The sequence below is a fragment of the Mycobacterium heidelbergense genome (genome assembly GCF_050205645.1).
GTDB classification, from domain to species: Bacteria; Actinomycetota; Actinomycetes; order Mycobacteriales; family Mycobacteriaceae; genus Mycobacterium; species Mycobacterium heidelbergense_A.
The window spans coordinates 70,325-85,428 of sequence record NZ_JBNMQT010000018.1; the positions used below are offsets into that span (position 1 = coordinate 70,325).

Genomic DNA, 15,104 nt, shown 5'->3' on the forward strand with positions numbered 1-15,104 from the left:
GGCGGCGGAGTGCTTTACGATCACCTGTGGCGGGTTTCACATGTGTCTAGTTGCCACGGGTGGGTGTCGAGCTGTGTGCAAGGGCGTTGATGCGGTGCACGTGTTGAGGTTGTGATGTTCTTCCCCTGGTTGCCACCGGAGATCAACTCGGCGCTGATGTTTGCTGGCGCGGGTCCGGGGCCCCTGCTCGCGTCGGCGACCGCCTGGGACGCGTTGGCGGCGGACCTGGCGGCGTCGGCGTCGTCGTTCGATGCTGTCGTTTCGGGCCTGACCGGCGGACCGTGGACCGGTCCGGCGTCGCTGTCGATGGCGGCAGCGGCGGTGCCGTATGTGACGTGGCTGAATGCGGCCGCGGCGCAAGCCGAGGCGGCCTCCGCCCAGGCCTTTGCGGCCGCGGCGGCGTTCGAGACCGCGCAGGCGGGCACCGTGCCCCCGGCCGCGGTGGCGGCGAACCGGGCGCTGTTGCTGTTGCTGATCGCGACGAACTTTTTCGGTCAGAACAGCGCTGCGATTGCGGCGACCGAGCTCGAGTACCTGGAGATGTGGGCTCAGGATGTGGCCGCGATGACGGGGTACCACGCCGGGGCGATGTCGGTGGCGGCCACGTTGCCGTCGTTCAGCGCACCCCCGGTGGGCCTGGCGGGGCTGGGCGCCGGGTTGGGAAACATCCTGTCCTCGTTCTTGTCATCGTTCGTGTCCTGGTTGTCGGGCCTGCTGCCGGTCGGGGGTTTGGCGGGATTGGCCGGCCAGGTCCAGACCTTCATAGCGGGCATTCCCGCCGTGCTCATCAACGCCGTGACTCAGCTTCCGACGACGTTGTCGGTGGTGCCGCTGACGTCGTTGGCGTCGGTGGCGCAGGTGGCGCAGGTGGGGATGGTTCCGGCGAGCATGGTTGCGTCGCCGATGATGAGCCTGGCGCAGGTCGCAAACGGCGCGGGGTTCGCCAGTTCCGCGACCACCGGGATGGCTGCGGTTCCCCAGTTTGTCGGTTCGAGTGTTCCCCCAACGAATGTGCTGGGCGCCGCCACCGGCCTGGGGCCGGTTGGCGCCGGGTTGGGTAATGCGCGGTTGGTGGGGGCGATATCGGTGCCGTCGACATGGCCGGGGTCGATGCCGATGCGCATGGCCACCCCCGTGACGTCCGGGGTGGGTGCCGGGCTGCCGGGCGCCGCGGCGGCCGAGGCGGCCGAGGTCGCCCCTGCGGCCGGAACACCGATGTCGCCGATGCCCGTGGGCGTCAACGGTATGCCCGGCAAGACGGACCGGGCGAGTCCGCATGTGGTGCCGACGCGGCCCACGGTGGTGCCCCGGACCGGGGTCGGATAGGGATCGGTCAATTCCGGATATCGAGCTCGGGACTGGCCTACGATAAAAGTGCTTGTGCGAAAGGGGGCATCGTGCTATTGCCTCTTGGGTCCCCACTGCCGAACGACGCGGTGTTGGCGCAACGCGGCGAGTCGGGCCTGCTCGGTCGCTTGTCGGTTCCGATGAGTTGGGGCGTGGCCGTTCCGCCGGACGACTACGACCACTGGGCGCCGAAAGCTGAAGAGGGCGCCGATGCCGACCACAAGGTCAGCGACGGCAATGCCGAGCCGGCTACCGAAGAGGCCGAACCCCGCTTCAAGGTGGCGCGGCAAACGGGTGTGGTGCCGCATTCTCCCGCGGCCGGTTGACGGCCGACACGCCTAGAAACGGCCGCCGCCACCCATAAAGCCGCCCGATGAGTGCGAGCTGCCGCCGAACGACGTGGGCCTCCAGCCCCCGAATCCTCCCCTCATCGCGCCGCTGAGCAGGTCGCTGACGATGATTCCGCCCAGCAGCGCGCCGGTGTCGTCGCCCCTGCGGCGGGTGTAGGCGCGCTGCGCCGACTGCACATCGGCGTTCGCCAACGACTGCGCGGTGGCGGCCAGCGTCGACGCCGCATTGGCATGCGCGATCGCCTCGGCCGGACCGGCTGCGTCCTCGTGCGCGGCGGCCAGGTGCCGTCTGGCTTCGGCCAGCCGGGTCCGGGCCTCGGGCCCGACGCTGCCGCGCCGGTTGTCGATGTATTCGGAGACGCCGCGAACCCGCGACTCCGCGGTGAACAAGGCCTGCTCGAGTGACCGGTTGAGCCGCTCGGCGCTCGCCCGCTCCTCGGCCAGGACGGCCAATAGCCGGTCGAGCTCGGCGTCGGCCTTGCCCAGCCGGGCGAAGGTGCCGAGCGGATCGGTGTCGCCACCGCTGCGCGCGCCGTCGACGGCGCTGACGGCCGCGTCGCGCGCCGCACGCAGCTCGCTCTTGGTGTTCTGGCTTTGCAGTTGCTCGTTGGCGCGCTCGATGCCCGCTCGAATGTCGGCCATCACCGACGGCAGCTCGTCGACGGCATGCCGGATGTCGCCGGCCGCACTGTCGATCGCGTCGAGCAGCGATCGCGCCTGGCCGAGCGCCGACTCGGCGGCCCGGAAGGCGTCCACCAAGCCGCCCTGCTGTCCGTCCACGGGCCGGTCTGCGAGCGCGCGGGCCGCCCCGATGTTGCGGTCGGCGAACGCCAGCCGCTCCTTGGCGGTCGTCACATTCCCGGCAACCGAAGTCAGTGCGGCAGGGTCGAATTCGTTGTGCAGCTCGGCCAGCCGCAGTTCGGCCGGGCCGATGCGGGCGGTGAGCTCGACCACCTGTTGGGTCAGCGCGTCGAGCCGCGATGCGGCGTTGATCACCAAATCCCGCAGTTGTTCGAACGCCTCGGTCTGTGACTCCAGCTCACGGTCGGCGCGCGCGGCCGACACGATCACGCGAGTGAGCAGTTCGCGACGCTGCGCCGGCGTCTCCGGTGTGTCGTCATCCAACTGCTGGCGCACGGTGAAGCCTTGGGACAGGGCCGTTTTGGCGTTGTTCACCGCGTGCGTGAACGGTTCGGTGCGCTCATCGCCGAATTCGCCGACAGCAAGCGCGAGTTCGTTGCAGCTCGTGCGCAGCGCGTTGTCCACGTCCACCACCATGGCGCGGGATAGGTCGTCGAGAGTTTCCAGCGGCACGGCGGCCAACGCATTCACGTCGGTCGGGTCGACCTTGCGCGCCGCGGCCAGCGCGGCGGCGCGGCGCCGCCGAGTGCGATATCGCGTCACCAACACCAGCACCACTACCGCGACGGCGACGACGACCAGCGACAGCAGCAGGATCACCCGGCCCGACGATCGGGGCGTCGTGTCGAGCCCGTTGGCCGCGGCGACTGCCGCGCCGCTCCAGTCGCCGGCGTGCAGCGCGGGTTCGATCCGGTTGCGCCGCAGGTTATCCACCTGACCCGCGTTGACGCTCCTAATCGTGGATGGCACCAGGAAGGCGTATGCCCGGCCGGTTGTGGCCACCGCCAGCAGCGCGTCGTAGTCTCCAAGGTCGCTGGCGCTATAGGTCCGCTTCGCCCAGTCCTCCGCGCCCTGTCCGGAGAAGTCGTCGACGTAGACCACCCACAGCCGAATGTGGCGATCGGCGTAGAGCTTGTCGGCGGCCGACGTCACCGCGGCGCGACCGGAGTCGGACAGGACCGCGGCGTTGTCGGTGACATACCCCGGCAGCCGAAACGGCGGTTGCGCGCTGGCCGATGGGGCCAGCAGCAGCGCGGCCGCGAGGATCGCCACCATCACACAGAGCGGGCGAGCCGTGCGCATACTGGCAGACTGTGCCTCGGTGACCACGAATCAGCAAGACCCCTACGACGACTTCGACCGTCAGCGACGGGTACCCGAAGCGCCGAAGACCGCGGGTCTGCCGGGTACCGAAGGTCAGCACCGCACCGACTTTGCGCGGGACCGCGCCCGCGTGTTGCACAGCGCCGCGCTGCGCCGGCTGGCCGACAAGACACAGGTCGTCGGGCCCCGCGAAGGCGACACCCCGCGCACCCGGCTGACGCACTCGCTCGAAGTGGCCCAGATCGGCCGTGGCATGGCCGTCGGCCTGGGCTGCGACCCCGATCTCGTCGAACTCGCCGGTCTGGCCCACGACATCGGGCACCCGCCCTATGGGCACAACGGTGAGCACGCCCTCGACGAGGTCGCCGCCGAGTACGGCGGCTTCGAGGGCAACGCGCAAAACTTCCGGATCCTGACCAGCCTCGAACCCAAAGTGCTTGACGCACAAGGCCACAGCGTGGGTCTGAACCTCACTCGCGCGTCCCTGGACGCGGTCACCAAGTATCCATGGACGCGAAGCAAGGGCCGGGGCAAGTTCGGCTTCTACACCGAGGACCTCGAACCGGCGGACTGGGTCCGCCGGGAGGCGCCGGCGGATCGGACGTGCCTGGAAGCGCAGGTGATGGACTGGGCCGACGACATCGCCTATTCGGTGCACGACGTCGAGGACGGCGTGGTGTCGCAACGCATCGATTTGCGGGTGCTCGCCGACGACGACGAGGCCGCCACCCTGGCCAAGCTGGGGGAGAGCGAATTCTCGCGGGTGAGCGCCGACGACTTCATGGCCGCCGCGCGACGGCTGTCCGGGCTGCCCGTGGTTGCCGCGGTCGGCAAGTACGACGCCACGCTGGCTTCATCGGTCGCGCTCAAGCGGTTGACCAGTGAATTGGTGGGACGCTTCGCTTCGGCCGCGATCGCCACCACGCGTGCGGCGGCCGGGCCCGGGCCGCTGCTGCGTTACCAGGCCGACCTGCAGGTGCCCGATTTGGTGCGCGCCGAGGTGGCCTTGCTGAAAATCCTGGCGCTGCAGTTCATCATGTCCGATCCGCGGCACCTCGAGACGCAGACCCGGCAGCGCGAACGTATCCACCGGGTGGCGCAGTGGCTATACGCCGGCGCACCCGGAACGCTCGATCCGGTCTTCGCCTCGGCGTTCACCGCGGCCGCCGACGACGGCGCCAGGCTGCGGGCCGTCGTCGACCAGATCGCCTCCTACACCGAAGGCCGGCTGGAACGCGTCGACGCCCGGCAGGGGAGTCCGTAGCCACACCTTGGGGTCTAGGCTCCCGATATGACCAAACTCACCGCCGTTGCCGCCCTGCTATCGCTGCCCGTGATGGCCGTCAGCGCATGCAATTCGCCTCAGCATGCGAGCACGCAGCCGGGCACCACGCCGCCCGTCAAGAGCGGTGCACCGGATTCGTCGACGACGGCCAGCCCGTCGCCCGGCGGGTCGTCGCTCAGTGCCCAACTCAACGCACCCGACGGTCGCTCCGTGGCCACGGCGACGTTCGATTTCACCGGCGGCTACGTCACCGTCACCGTCAAGACCGTCACCGGCGGCATCCTGGCGCCCGGTTTCCACGGGCTGCACGTCCACGAGATCGGTAAGTGCGAGCCGAACTCGGTTGCCCCCAGCGGCGGGGCGCCCGGGAATTTCCTGTCCGCCGGCGGTCACTTCCAGGCACCCGGCCACACCGGGAAACCCGAAAGCGGTGATCTGACCTCCCTCGAGGTGCGCCAGGACGGCTCCGGCTACCTGGTCACCACCACCGATGGGTTCACCCGCGACCAGCTGCTGGCAGGCAACAAGACCGCGCTGATGGTGCACGGCCCCGACGGCACCGACATGGCCATGGACCGGGTCGCGTGCGGCGTCATCGGCCCCGCCAGCTGACCCGGCCGGGGATTTAGACTGGGCCGATGGCTGGCCGCATCTCCGATCGCGACATCGCCGCCATCCGCGAAAAGGTCCGCATCGAGGATGTCGTCGGTGACTACGTCCAGCTGAAGCGCGCCGGCGCCGACTCGCTGAAGGGCCTGTGCCCGTTCCATAACGAGAAGTCGCCGTCGTTCCATGTCCGCCCGAATCACGGCCACTTCCACTGCTTTGGCTGCGGCGAGGGCGGCGACGTGTACGCGTTCGTCCAGAAGATCGAACACGTCAGCTTCGTCGAGGCCGTCGAACTGCTCGCCGACCGGATCGGGCACACCATCACCTACACCGGCGCGGCGGCCACCAACGTGCAGCGCGATCGCGGCAGCCGCAGCAGGCTGATCGCGGCCAACGCCGCCGCGGCCGAGTTCTACGCCGCGGCGCTGGAGTCCGACGAGGCGGCACCGGCCCGCCAGTATCTGACCGAGCGAAACTTCGACGCCGAGGCGGCGCGCCGTTTCGGCTGTGGATTCGCGCCGTCGGGCTGGGAGACGCTGACAAAACACCTGCAGCGCAAGGGTTTTGAGTTCAAAGAGCTCGAGGCCGCCGGCCTGTCCCGCGAGGGACGTCGCGGGCCGATGGATCGTTTTCACCGCAGGCTGCTGTGGCCGATCCGCACGTCGGCCGGTGAGGTGATCGGGTTCGGCGCCCGGCGGCTGTTCGACGACGACCCGATGGAAGCCAAGTACATCAACACCCCCGAGACACAGCTGTACAAGAAGTCGTCGGTGATGTTCGGCATCGATCTGGCCAAGCGCGACATCGCCAAGGGTCACCAGGCGGTTGTCGTCGAGGGCTACACCGACGTCATGGCGATGCACCTGGCCGGGGTCACCACCGCGGTCGCGTCGTGCGGCACCGCGTTCGGCGACGAGCATCTGGCGATGCTGCGCCGACTGATGATGGACGACAGCTTCTTTCGCGGCGAACTGATCTACGTGTTCGACGGCGACGAGGCCGGAAAAGCCGCCGCGCTCAAGGCCTTCGACGGCGAGCAGAACCTGGCCGGCCAGTCCTTCGTCGCGGTCGCCCCGGACGGCATGGATCCCTGCGACCTGAGGCTGAAGTCGGGCGAGGGCGCCCTGCGCGACCTGGTCGCGCGGCGAACCCCGTTGTTCGAGTTCGCGATTCGCAGCGCCATCGCGGAGATGGACTTGGATAGCGCCGAGGGCCGTGTCGCCGCCCTACGCCGCTGCGTGCCCATGGTGGGCCGGATCAAGGACCCCACGTTGCGCGACGAGTACGCCCGCCAACTCGCCGGCTGGGTCGGCTGGGACGACGTCGCACAGGTCATCGACCGGGTGCGCGGCGAGGCGAAGAAGTCCAAGGCCCCCGTCCGGGGCGGCCCTGGACACGATGCCCCGCGCCGCGTCGCTCAGCAGCCTCGGGCCACGGCCGAACCCGCCGCCGCCCGGCCCGACCCGCGTGACCCGACGCTGTGGCCCCAGCGGGAGGCGCTCAAATCGGCGTTGCAGTACCCGGCGTTCGCCGGTCCGGTGTTCGACACGCTGACGGTCGAGAGCTTCACCCATCCCGGGTATGCCGCCGTGCGCGCGGCCATCGACGCGGCCGGCGGGACCTCGACGGGCGCCACCGGGGCGCAGTGGATCGAGGCGGTGCGCCAGCACACCACGTCGGAGCTGACCGCCGGCCTCATCAACGAGCTGGGGGTCGAGGCCATCGCCGTCGACGACGAGAAGCTGCCGCGCTATATCGGCGGGGTGATGGCTCGCCTGCAGGAGGTGTGGATGGGCCGGCAGATCGCCGAGGTGAAGTCGAAATTGCAGCGCATGTCGCCCATCGAGCAGGGCGACGAATATCACGCGCTGTTCGGCGACCTGGTCGCCATGGAGGCGTATCGGCGCAGCCTGTTGGAGCAGGCTAGCGGTGACGATCTGACGGTGTAAGGGCCTCGTCAGCCGGTCGCTCGGCGGGGCGTTCGACGATCGCCGTCTGGTTGTCGATCTCGGCCAGCGTCACAAACCCGGCGTCGGGCGATATCCGATTCGCGATCTTGCGGCGGCCGCCCTCGATCATCGACTTGGCCACGGGGCTGCTGGTCAGCGCTCGATAGGTGCCGGCGATCTGCTCGTATCGGCGGCGCCCGGCCTTCGAGCCCAGCACGTAACCCAGCGCAAGCACCACGACATACCGGATCAAAGCGTTCCTTCCCGACGATCGATGGCTCCATCCTGCCTCACGCGGCCGGGTGCCCGCGCGGTTGATCCCCCAGCTGCGCCGTCCTTCTAGTTGGGTGCGGCCGGGCCAGTACGCTAGAGTCGTCCCGCGATCTGCGCAGATTCGCGCGGACGGGTTAATCCCCTGTAGCTCAATTGGCAGAGCGTTCGGCTGTTAACCGAAGGGTTCCTGGTTCGAGTCCAGGCGGGGGAGCTGCGTGAAACTCTGATTCGGACTCTCAGCGTCGTCCAAAGCCGCCGCGTCGCGGGCGGCCTCGTCACATCCGCCACAAGGGTCTCGGCGCTGAGGCGACACACTTATTGCCCGCCTCAGAGCGACAACTCGTGTGTTTGTGAATTGGGTGTGGTTGGAGGGAGACCGCTGAGTTGTCGCTGTGAGGTGGGCAAACCTTGTGTCTGTCGGACGCCGGATGCTCCTGTGGTGAATGTGACGGCTCGGCATGACGGGCGCCTAGTCGTAAACCGGCCGCCACATCGCGTCGTGCACGGCTTGCCGAACGTCGTCGTGCTCTCGGGTAGCCACCCCGTCTTCGACGGCGGCGTGGTAGACGGCCTCCGCGACCGCCGCCGAGATGTCACGCAGGTTCTGCACATCCGGTAACAACGAAGCGCCGGGGTTCGTCGGACTGGCTTGCTGCACAATGGCTTTCGCCGCCGCCTGCAGCATGCCCGGGGTAAACAGCCGGGCCCGGGCGACGATGATGCCCAGGCCGATTCCGGGGAACACCAGCACGTTGTTGGCCTGGCCGATGGTGTAGGTGGTGCCGTCGTACTCGACTGGGGCGACGGGGGTGCCGGTGGTGATCAGCGCCCTGCCCTTGGACCACTGCAGCACATCGGCCGGCATGGCCTCCATTTGCGAGGTCGGGTTGGACAGCGGGAAGATCATCGGCCGTTCACAGGACGCGGTCATCGCCTCGACGACCTCCTGGTTGAACGCGCCGAACACGGTCGATGAGCCCAACAGAATGGTGGGTGACGCCAGCTTGATCGCGTCCACCAATCCCACCCGCGCCCCGGCGGCCACACCGAGCTGCTGGCGGTTCTTGGCGTAGGGCACCTGGAAAGCGCGCAGGTCGTCCATGTCATCGAAGAGCAGGCCCTGCTTGTCGATCGGCCAGATCTGCGACCTGGCCTGCTCGTCGGTGGCGCCGTCGGCGACCATCGCATCCCGGATCTGATCGGCGACACCGATTCCGGCGGTCCCGGCCCCGAATACGATCGCCTTCTGGTCGCGCAGCGGGACACCGGTGATGTGGCAGCCGCCGTACACGGCGGCCACGACCACCGCTCCGGTGCCCTGGATGTCGTCGTTGAACACGCAGTAGTCGTCGCCGTAGGTCTGCAGGATCTTGCGGGCATTGAGCGGCCCGAAGTCCTCGAAATGCAGGATGGCGTGCGGAAACATCTCGTGGGCGGTCTGGATGTAGCGCCTGATGAACTCGTCGTACTCCTCGCCGCGGCGCCGGGCGTGGCGGTTGCCCAAATAGAACGGGTCCTGCAGCAGCTGTTCGTTATCCGTGCCGACGTCGAGTGACACCGCGACGCAACGACGGGGATCGACGCCGCCGCCGGCGGTGTAGAGCGCCAATTTGCCGACGGCGATTTGGATTCCGCCCACACCCCAGTCGCCGATACCCAAAATGGCTTCGGCGTCGGTACAGACGATCAGGTCGACGTCGTCGGGTTGCAATCCGAAAGTTTCGAAGGCCTCACCGATCTCGTCGGGCTCGTCGATGGTCAGGAAAAGCCCGCGCTGCCCGCGGTATTCGTCGGAGAAGCGTTGTATGGCCTCGCCGACGGTCGGCGTGTAGACGACCGGCATCAGCTCGGTCAGGTGGTCTTCGAGCACCTTGTAGTACAGCAGTTCGTGCCGGTAGTGCAGCTGCTCGAGGAGCAGATTGCGACCCAGATCGGTTGCGAGGCTTTGTAATTGACGCCACACCCGGTCGGCTTGTTGGTCGAGCGTGAGCACGGCCGACGGAAGCCGGCCGGTGAGGCCCAAGCGTCGCCGCTGCTCGTGGGTGAAGCCGACCCCGCGATTGAGGCTCGGCGCGGCCAACGCGGCCGGGATGCGCGGCGTGCAGGGATCGCTCATCACAACCTCCAGGCCTGGTGTCAGATGGAGAAGTCCTCGCCGTGCCACACCCCGGCCTCGGGTGGCCGGATCACGCGGCCGTTCTGCGGGCCCTCACCCGAAGCCTCCAGCTTGGCCACCCTGGTGAGCAGGGATTGCAGGCTGACGCCGACGAGGTCGGGCATCATCGAGTCGTCCGGCGTGCCCCGGCCGGCGCGGCTGATGACCTGCCCGGGGACCCCGACGACCACCGAACTCGACGGCACCGGCTTTACCACCACGGCGTTGGCCCCGATCCGGCTGTCGTCGCCGATTTTGATCGCGCCGAGGATCTTGGCGCCGGCGCCGATGGTCACGCGGTCGCCGACGGTGGGATGACGTTTTCCGGTATCCGCGCCGCTGCCGCCGAGGGTGACGCCGTGGTACATGTGGACGTCCTCGCCCACCTCCGCGGTTTCGCCGATCACCACGCCGGTCGCGTGGTCGATGAACAGGCCCGGGCCGAGGGTCGCGGCGGGATGGATGTCGACTCCGGTGAAAATGCGGGTGAGCTCGGCGAACGTCCGCGCGGCCAATCTCGCCCCCCTGTTCCACAGCCAGTGGCTGATCCGGTGACCCCAGATGGCGTGCACGCCCGGGTAGGCGAAGATGACCTGCAGCGTGGTCGGCCTGGCGGGATCGCGCTCCCGGGCCGCCCGTATGTCCCGCCGCATCGCCGCGAACATGGCTAGTCCGCCACGTCGGCGAACAACGGCGTGCTCAGGTAGCGCTCGCCGAAGTCGGGGAGCACGACGACGACGAGCTTGCCGGCGTTCTCGGGTCGGCGCGCCACCTGCAGGGCCGCCACGGCGGCGGCCCCCGAGGAGATGCCGACCAGCAGTCCCTCTTCGGCGGCCAGCCGCCGCGCCAGGTTCAGCGAGTCTTCGTTGCCGACGGTGATGACCTCGTCGACCAGGTCCATATCGAGGACCGCCGGGATGAATCCGGCGCCGATGCCCTGGATCGGGTGGGGTCCCTTTTGTCCGCCGGACAGCACCGGCGACGCGGCCGGTTCGACGGCAACGAATTGCGCCGACGGCTTGCGTTCCTTGATGACCTGGGCGACGCCGGTGATGGTGCCCCCGGTGCCGATCCCGGACACGAAGATGTCGACCTTGCCGTCGGTGTCGCGCCATACCTCCTCGGCGGTGGTCGCGCGGTGGATCGCCGGGTTGGCCTGGTTCTCGAACTGCTGGGGCACGAAATAGCGTTGATCGGTCTTGGCCAGCTCCTCGGCCTTGGCGATGGCGCCCGGCATGCCGTCCGGCCCCGGCGTCAGGACGAGCTCGGCGCCGTAGGCGCGCAGCAGCATCCGCCGCTCGATGCTCATCGTCTCGGGCATGGTCAGCACGCATCGGTAGCCGCGGGCCGCGCACACCATTGCCAGCGCGATGCCGGTGTTTCCGCTCGTCGGCTCGAGGATGATCGTGTCGGGCTTGATCAGGCCGGCCTCTTCGGCCGCATCCAGCATGGCCACCCCGATGCGGTCCTTCACGCTGTTTGCCGGGTTGAAGGATTCCAGCTTGGCGACGACATCGGCGACGGCGCCCTCGGTGACCCGGCGCAGCCGCACCAGCGGCGTGTTTCCGATCAGCTGTGTGACATCCTCGGCGATGCTCATGAAACTTCCTTAGGCGACGTTGGTGCGGGACTGATCGGGTCTGCCAGTTGACGGTGCGCCCGGTGCCGGACGTTGTCCTTCAGTGACGCCGAGCGTCAAGGGGATTGGCACCTGTAATGGTCCTATGAGTTCGGATTCGGCGGTTGCTTCGGTTGTTCGATAGTTGGGGTTCGTCGCTGTCTCGAAAGACTTTGCTCGCCCACTGAGTAGGCAATTGTAGAGGTTGCGCGATCGGGTCAGGATTCCGGCTGTCGGCGGCCGGTCCGGCACCGGCCAGGGATAGATGCAGCGCAATTGCCTTCACCCTGAATCGAACACTTGCCTTCGGCCCGACTTCTCCGAACTGTGGGCGTTGACAGCGGCTGCCGAACGGTCGGCGGTCGCAATTGCGCGAGTAGGTTCCGAGATGGCGGAAAGAAATCCGCGCGGCCTTGCCGTGGTCGCCCGCGCGCCACCCGGTGTTGCGCAGGCCCCCATCTGAACGCGGCGGCCGGACGTTCGCCGCATTGATCAGATTTCTTCTGATTGATTGCAACCCTGACGGCGGGCATCGCTTTGCCCGTAGGTTGCGGCAATGTTCTATGCGCGCAACAGACGATGCCGTCCGCATGTAAACAACGCTTACCCGTTACCGCGCAACTGATTACGAGCGGGTGAACGGTATTACGGAATTGGGGGACGGATGAACGCCACCGCCGTGGCAAGGCCCATGAACGCGCTGGGCCAGTTCTTCGTGCTCAGCATCGAATCCCTGGTTGCCGTGGTGCGCGGGCCGTGGGCGTGGCGCGAACTCCTCGAACAGATCTGGTTTGTCGCCCGGGTCTCGATTTTTCCGACCATCATGTTGTCGATTCCGTACACGGTGCTCATCGTGTTCGTCCTGAACATCCTGCTCGTCGAGATCGGAGCCGGCGATCTTTCGGGTGCCGGTGCGGCGCTCGCATCGGTAACGCAGGTTGGGCCGGTCGTCACCGCGATGGCCGTTGCCGGCGCGGGCTCGACGGCGATGTGCGCCGACCTGGGCGCGCGCACCATCCGCGAGGAAATCGACGCGATGAAGGTGATCGGCGTCAATCCCGTTCAGGCCCTGGTGGTTCCGCGGATCATTGCCGCGACATTCGTGGCGTTGTTGCTGTACTCGGTGGTCGCCGTGACCGGCCTGACGGGCAGCTACATCTTTGTGGTCTTCGTTCAACACGTCACCCCGGGCGCGTTCATCGCCGGGATGACACTGGTCACCGGGCTTCCGCAGGTGGTGATTTCGCTCATCAAGGCCACGCTGTTCGGATTGTCCGCCGGCCTGATCGCCTGCTACAAGGGCCTATCCGTGGGCGGCGGTCCCACCGGCGTCGGGAACGCGGTGAACGAGACGGTGGTGTTTTCGTTCATGGCCTTGTTCTTCATCAACATCGTGGTCACCGCGCTCGGGGTAAAGGTGACCGCGAAATGAGTGACCTGGCAGGCGAACCGACGTGGGTCGCCAACCTCGGACCCCGGCTGGTCGCCGCCACCCGGAGGCTGGGCGAACAGACCGCGTTCTACGGCCAATCCTTGGCCTCCACCGGTGACGCGGTACGGCGTTACCCGGGGGAACTGCTGCGGCTGATCGCCGACATGGGTATGGGCACAGGCGCTCTCGCGGTGATCGGCGGCACCGTCGGCATCATCGGCTTCCTCACGCTGACCACCGGAGCCCTCGTCGCCGTACAGGGCTACGACACGCTTTCCAACATCGGAGTCGAGGCGCTGACGGGATTCCTGTCGGCGTTCTTCAATGTCCGAATGATCGCGCCGTGCACGGCGGGGGTGGCGCTGGCCGCCACCATCGGTGCCGGCACCACGGCGCAGCTGGGTGCGATGCGCATCAACGAGGAGATCGATGCGCTCGAAGTGATGGGGATCCGCTCGATCACCTATCTGGCGTCCACCCGGATCATCGCCGGGATCCTCGTCGTCATCCCCCTGTACGCGGTTGCCGTGCTGATGTCGTTCTTTGCGGCCAAGTTCGGCACGATCTACATCTACGGCCAGTCGCGCGGCGTGTACGAGCACTACTTCTCCACGTTCCTGCGTCCCACCGACCTGTTTTGGTCGTTCTTGGCGGCGCTGACGATGGCCGCGGGCGTGATGGTCGTGCACACCTATTACGGCTTCACCGCGACGGGGGGCCCCGCCGGGGTGGGGGAGGCGGTCGGACGGTCCGTGCGATCGTCGATGATCGTCACCGCCTTTGTGTGCCTGATGATTTCGCTGTCCATATACGGGCAATCCGGCAACTTCAACCTGTCGGGATGACGACGATGAGCACCGAACGCGGCAGGCACGGCAAGGGCAACCGCACCCGCCGGGGCAGGATCGACCCGATCTGGTGGGCGCCAACGTTGTTTCTTCTGGTGGCGGGGCTGATCGTGCTCACCGCCGCATCGTTCTCGGGCACGTTCCGCCCGTCGATCCCCCTAACGCTGGAGTCGGACCGGGCGGGACTGGTCATGGAACCCGGCGCGAAGGTGAAGCTGCGCGGTGTACAGGTCGGCCAGGTCGCGGCGATCGGCACCGACGTGAAAGCGGCTCAGCTGCAGCTGAAAATGGACCCGGGCCCCTTCAAATATCTGCCGGGCAACATTGAGGCCGAGATCAAATCGACCACGGCGTTCGGGTCGAAGTACGTCGATCTGATCGTGCCCGAGCACCCGAGCGCCGCGGCGCTGCGGCCCGGCGCGGTGCTGCACTCACGCAATGTCACCGTGGAAGTCAACACGGTGTTCGAGAACCTGCAGTCCGTGGTCCAAGCCCTCGACCCGGCGAAACTCAACGCGGTGTTGTCGGCCTTCGCGCACTCGGTGCGCGGCAAGGGCGATCGGATCGGGCAGGCGATCACCGACGCGAATAACCTGCTGCTTGCCGTCAACCCCAGGATGGGAACGATCCAGCGGGACTGGCGTCTGTTCGGCAAGACGTCGGCCGCCTATTCCGATGCGGCACAGGATATCTTGTCGATCCTCGACTCGGCGTCGACGACAAGCGCCGCGCTCACCGAAAACCAGCGGTCGCTGGACACGCTGCTGTTGTCGGCGGTGGGCTTCGGTCAGACCGGCATCAACGTGCTCGGCAACAACGAATCCAACATCGTGCGGTCCGTCAACCTGCTCGATCCGACGACGGCGCTGCTCAACAAGTACTCCCCGACCTACACCTGCCTGTTCCAGGGCGCGCAGTGGTACGTGGACCACGGCGGCCGAGATGCGTTGGGCGGCAATGGCTATTCGGTGATCTTGGACGCGGCCCTGCTTTTCGGTGACGACCCGTACCGATTCCCGAAACACCTGCCGAAGGTCAACGCGACGGGCGGTCCCGGGGGCAGGCCGAGCTGCGGTTCGCTGCCCGATCCAAGTGCGAACTTTCCGGTGCGTGCGCTGGTCACAGACACCGGCTGGGGGGCCGCGCCGAACGAGATCCGCACCAACGTGGCCGCCGGTAATCCATGGTGGGCCAACTACTTCCCGACCACCAAGAACCCTCCCGAGGCGCCGCGCTACTTCTGGCGAGGGGGACAGCCGCCGCCATGAGAAGA

At 67.6% G+C, this 15,104-nt stretch carries 13 protein-coding genes and 1 tRNA gene; 9 read left to right on the top strand and 5 right to left on the bottom strand.

Annotated elements, in window-relative coordinates; genetic code table 11:
* Nucleotides 1-114 precede the first annotated feature (114 nt).
* The gene (locus ACQI5H_RS19435; RefSeq protein WP_427080954.1) at nucleotides 115-1,326 is read left to right on the top strand and encodes a PPE family protein; all 1,212 of its coding nucleotides are present in this window, start codon (nucleotides 115-117) and stop codon (nucleotides 1,324-1,326) included.
* A 71-nt stretch (nucleotides 1,327-1,397) separates the two neighbouring features.
* Complete coding sequence (locus ACQI5H_RS19440) at nucleotides 1,398-1,673, top strand: hypothetical protein (RefSeq protein WP_427080955.1); 276 nt, start codon at nucleotides 1,398-1,400, stop codon at nucleotides 1,671-1,673.
* Between the two features lie 12 nt (nucleotides 1,674-1,685).
* Here ACQI5H_RS19440 and ACQI5H_RS19445 read toward each other — a convergent pair whose 3' ends face one another.
* Nucleotides 1,686-3,641, bottom strand: coding sequence for a TPM domain-containing protein (locus ACQI5H_RS19445; protein WP_427080956.1), 1,956 nt, complete (start codon nucleotides 3,639-3,641; stop codon nucleotides 1,686-1,688).
* A gap of 19 nt (nucleotides 3,642-3,660) precedes the next feature.
* Here ACQI5H_RS19445 and ACQI5H_RS19450 point away from each other — a divergent pair, with 19 nt between their 5' ends.
* The 3 genes from ACQI5H_RS19450 to dnaG are packed head-to-tail and all read left to right on the top strand — an operon-like array spanning nucleotide 3,661 to nucleotide 7,505.
* Nucleotides 3,661-4,926, top strand: coding sequence for a deoxyguanosinetriphosphate triphosphohydrolase (locus tag ACQI5H_RS19450; RefSeq protein ID WP_427080957.1), 1,266 nt, complete (start codon nucleotides 3,661-3,663; stop codon nucleotides 4,924-4,926).
* Nucleotides 4,927-4,953: 27 nt separating this feature from the next.
* Nucleotides 4,954-5,559: a superoxide dismutase[Cu-Zn] gene (gene sodC / locus ACQI5H_RS19455; RefSeq protein ID WP_427080958.1), complete on the top strand. Its 606-nt coding sequence runs from the start codon at nucleotides 4,954-4,956 to the stop codon at nucleotides 5,557-5,559.
* A gap of 26 nt (nucleotides 5,560-5,585) precedes the next feature.
* Complete coding sequence (gene dnaG / locus ACQI5H_RS19460) at nucleotides 5,586-7,505, top strand: DNA primase (protein WP_427080959.1); 1,920 nt, start codon at nucleotides 5,586-5,588, stop codon at nucleotides 7,503-7,505.
* On the opposite strand, the gene ACQI5H_RS19465 is transcribed toward dnaG, so the two are convergent.
* Nucleotides 7,480-7,758 carry a hypothetical protein gene (locus tag ACQI5H_RS19465; RefSeq protein ID WP_427080960.1) on the bottom strand — a complete coding sequence of 93 codons (279 nt, stop codon included), beginning with the start codon at nucleotides 7,756-7,758 and terminating at the stop codon, nucleotides 7,480-7,482. The two genes, dnaG and ACQI5H_RS19465, sit on opposite strands and share 26 nt — an antisense overlap.
* A gap of 158 nt (nucleotides 7,759-7,916) precedes the next feature.
* Here ACQI5H_RS19465 and ACQI5H_RS19470 point away from each other — a divergent pair.
* Nucleotides 7,917-7,989: transfer RNA gene (locus ACQI5H_RS19470), tRNA-Asn, on the top strand.
* Between the two features lie 258 nt (nucleotides 7,990-8,247).
* Here the strand turns inward: ACQI5H_RS19470 and ACQI5H_RS19475 are convergent.
* Genes ACQI5H_RS19475 through cysK form a run of 3 tightly spaced genes read right to left on the bottom strand, consistent with a single transcriptional unit; the run spans nucleotide 8,248 to nucleotide 11,533 of the window.
* Nucleotides 8,248-9,894: an NAD-dependent malic enzyme gene (locus ACQI5H_RS19475; protein ID WP_427080961.1), complete on the bottom strand. Its 1,647-nt coding sequence runs from the start codon at nucleotides 9,892-9,894 to the stop codon at nucleotides 8,248-8,250.
* A gap of 20 nt (nucleotides 9,895-9,914) precedes the next feature.
* A complete protein-coding gene (gene cysE, locus ACQI5H_RS19480; protein WP_076124345.1) occupies nucleotides 9,915-10,598 on the bottom strand; it encodes a serine O-acetyltransferase in 684 nt (227 codons plus the stop codon).
* 2 nt (nucleotides 10,599-10,600) lie between these two features.
* Complete coding sequence (gene cysK / locus ACQI5H_RS19485) at nucleotides 10,601-11,533, bottom strand: cysteine synthase A (protein ID WP_427080962.1); 933 nt, start codon at nucleotides 11,531-11,533, stop codon at nucleotides 10,601-10,603.
* A 682-nt stretch (nucleotides 11,534-12,215) separates the two neighbouring features.
* On the opposite strand from cysK, the gene ACQI5H_RS19490 reads away from it, so the two are divergent.
* From ACQI5H_RS19490 to ACQI5H_RS19500, 3 genes are read left to right on the top strand one after another with little or no spacing between them, the layout of a single operon-like run.
* Nucleotides 12,216-12,983 carry an MlaE family ABC transporter permease gene (locus ACQI5H_RS19490; RefSeq protein WP_076124341.1) on the top strand — a complete coding sequence of 256 codons (768 nt, stop codon included), beginning with the start codon at nucleotides 12,216-12,218 and terminating at the stop codon, nucleotides 12,981-12,983.
* Nucleotides 12,980-13,828, top strand: a complete 849-nt coding sequence (locus ACQI5H_RS19495; protein ID WP_427080963.1) for an MlaE family ABC transporter permease — start codon at nucleotides 12,980-12,982, stop codon at nucleotides 13,826-13,828. The genes ACQI5H_RS19490 and ACQI5H_RS19495 overlap by 4 nt, the downstream gene beginning before the upstream one ends.
* 5 nt (nucleotides 13,829-13,833) lie before the next feature.
* Nucleotides 13,834-15,099: an MCE family protein gene (locus ACQI5H_RS19500; protein ID WP_427080978.1), complete on the top strand. Its 1,266-nt coding sequence runs from the start codon at nucleotides 13,834-13,836 to the stop codon at nucleotides 15,097-15,099.
* Nucleotides 15,100-15,104: the final 5 nt, after the last annotated feature.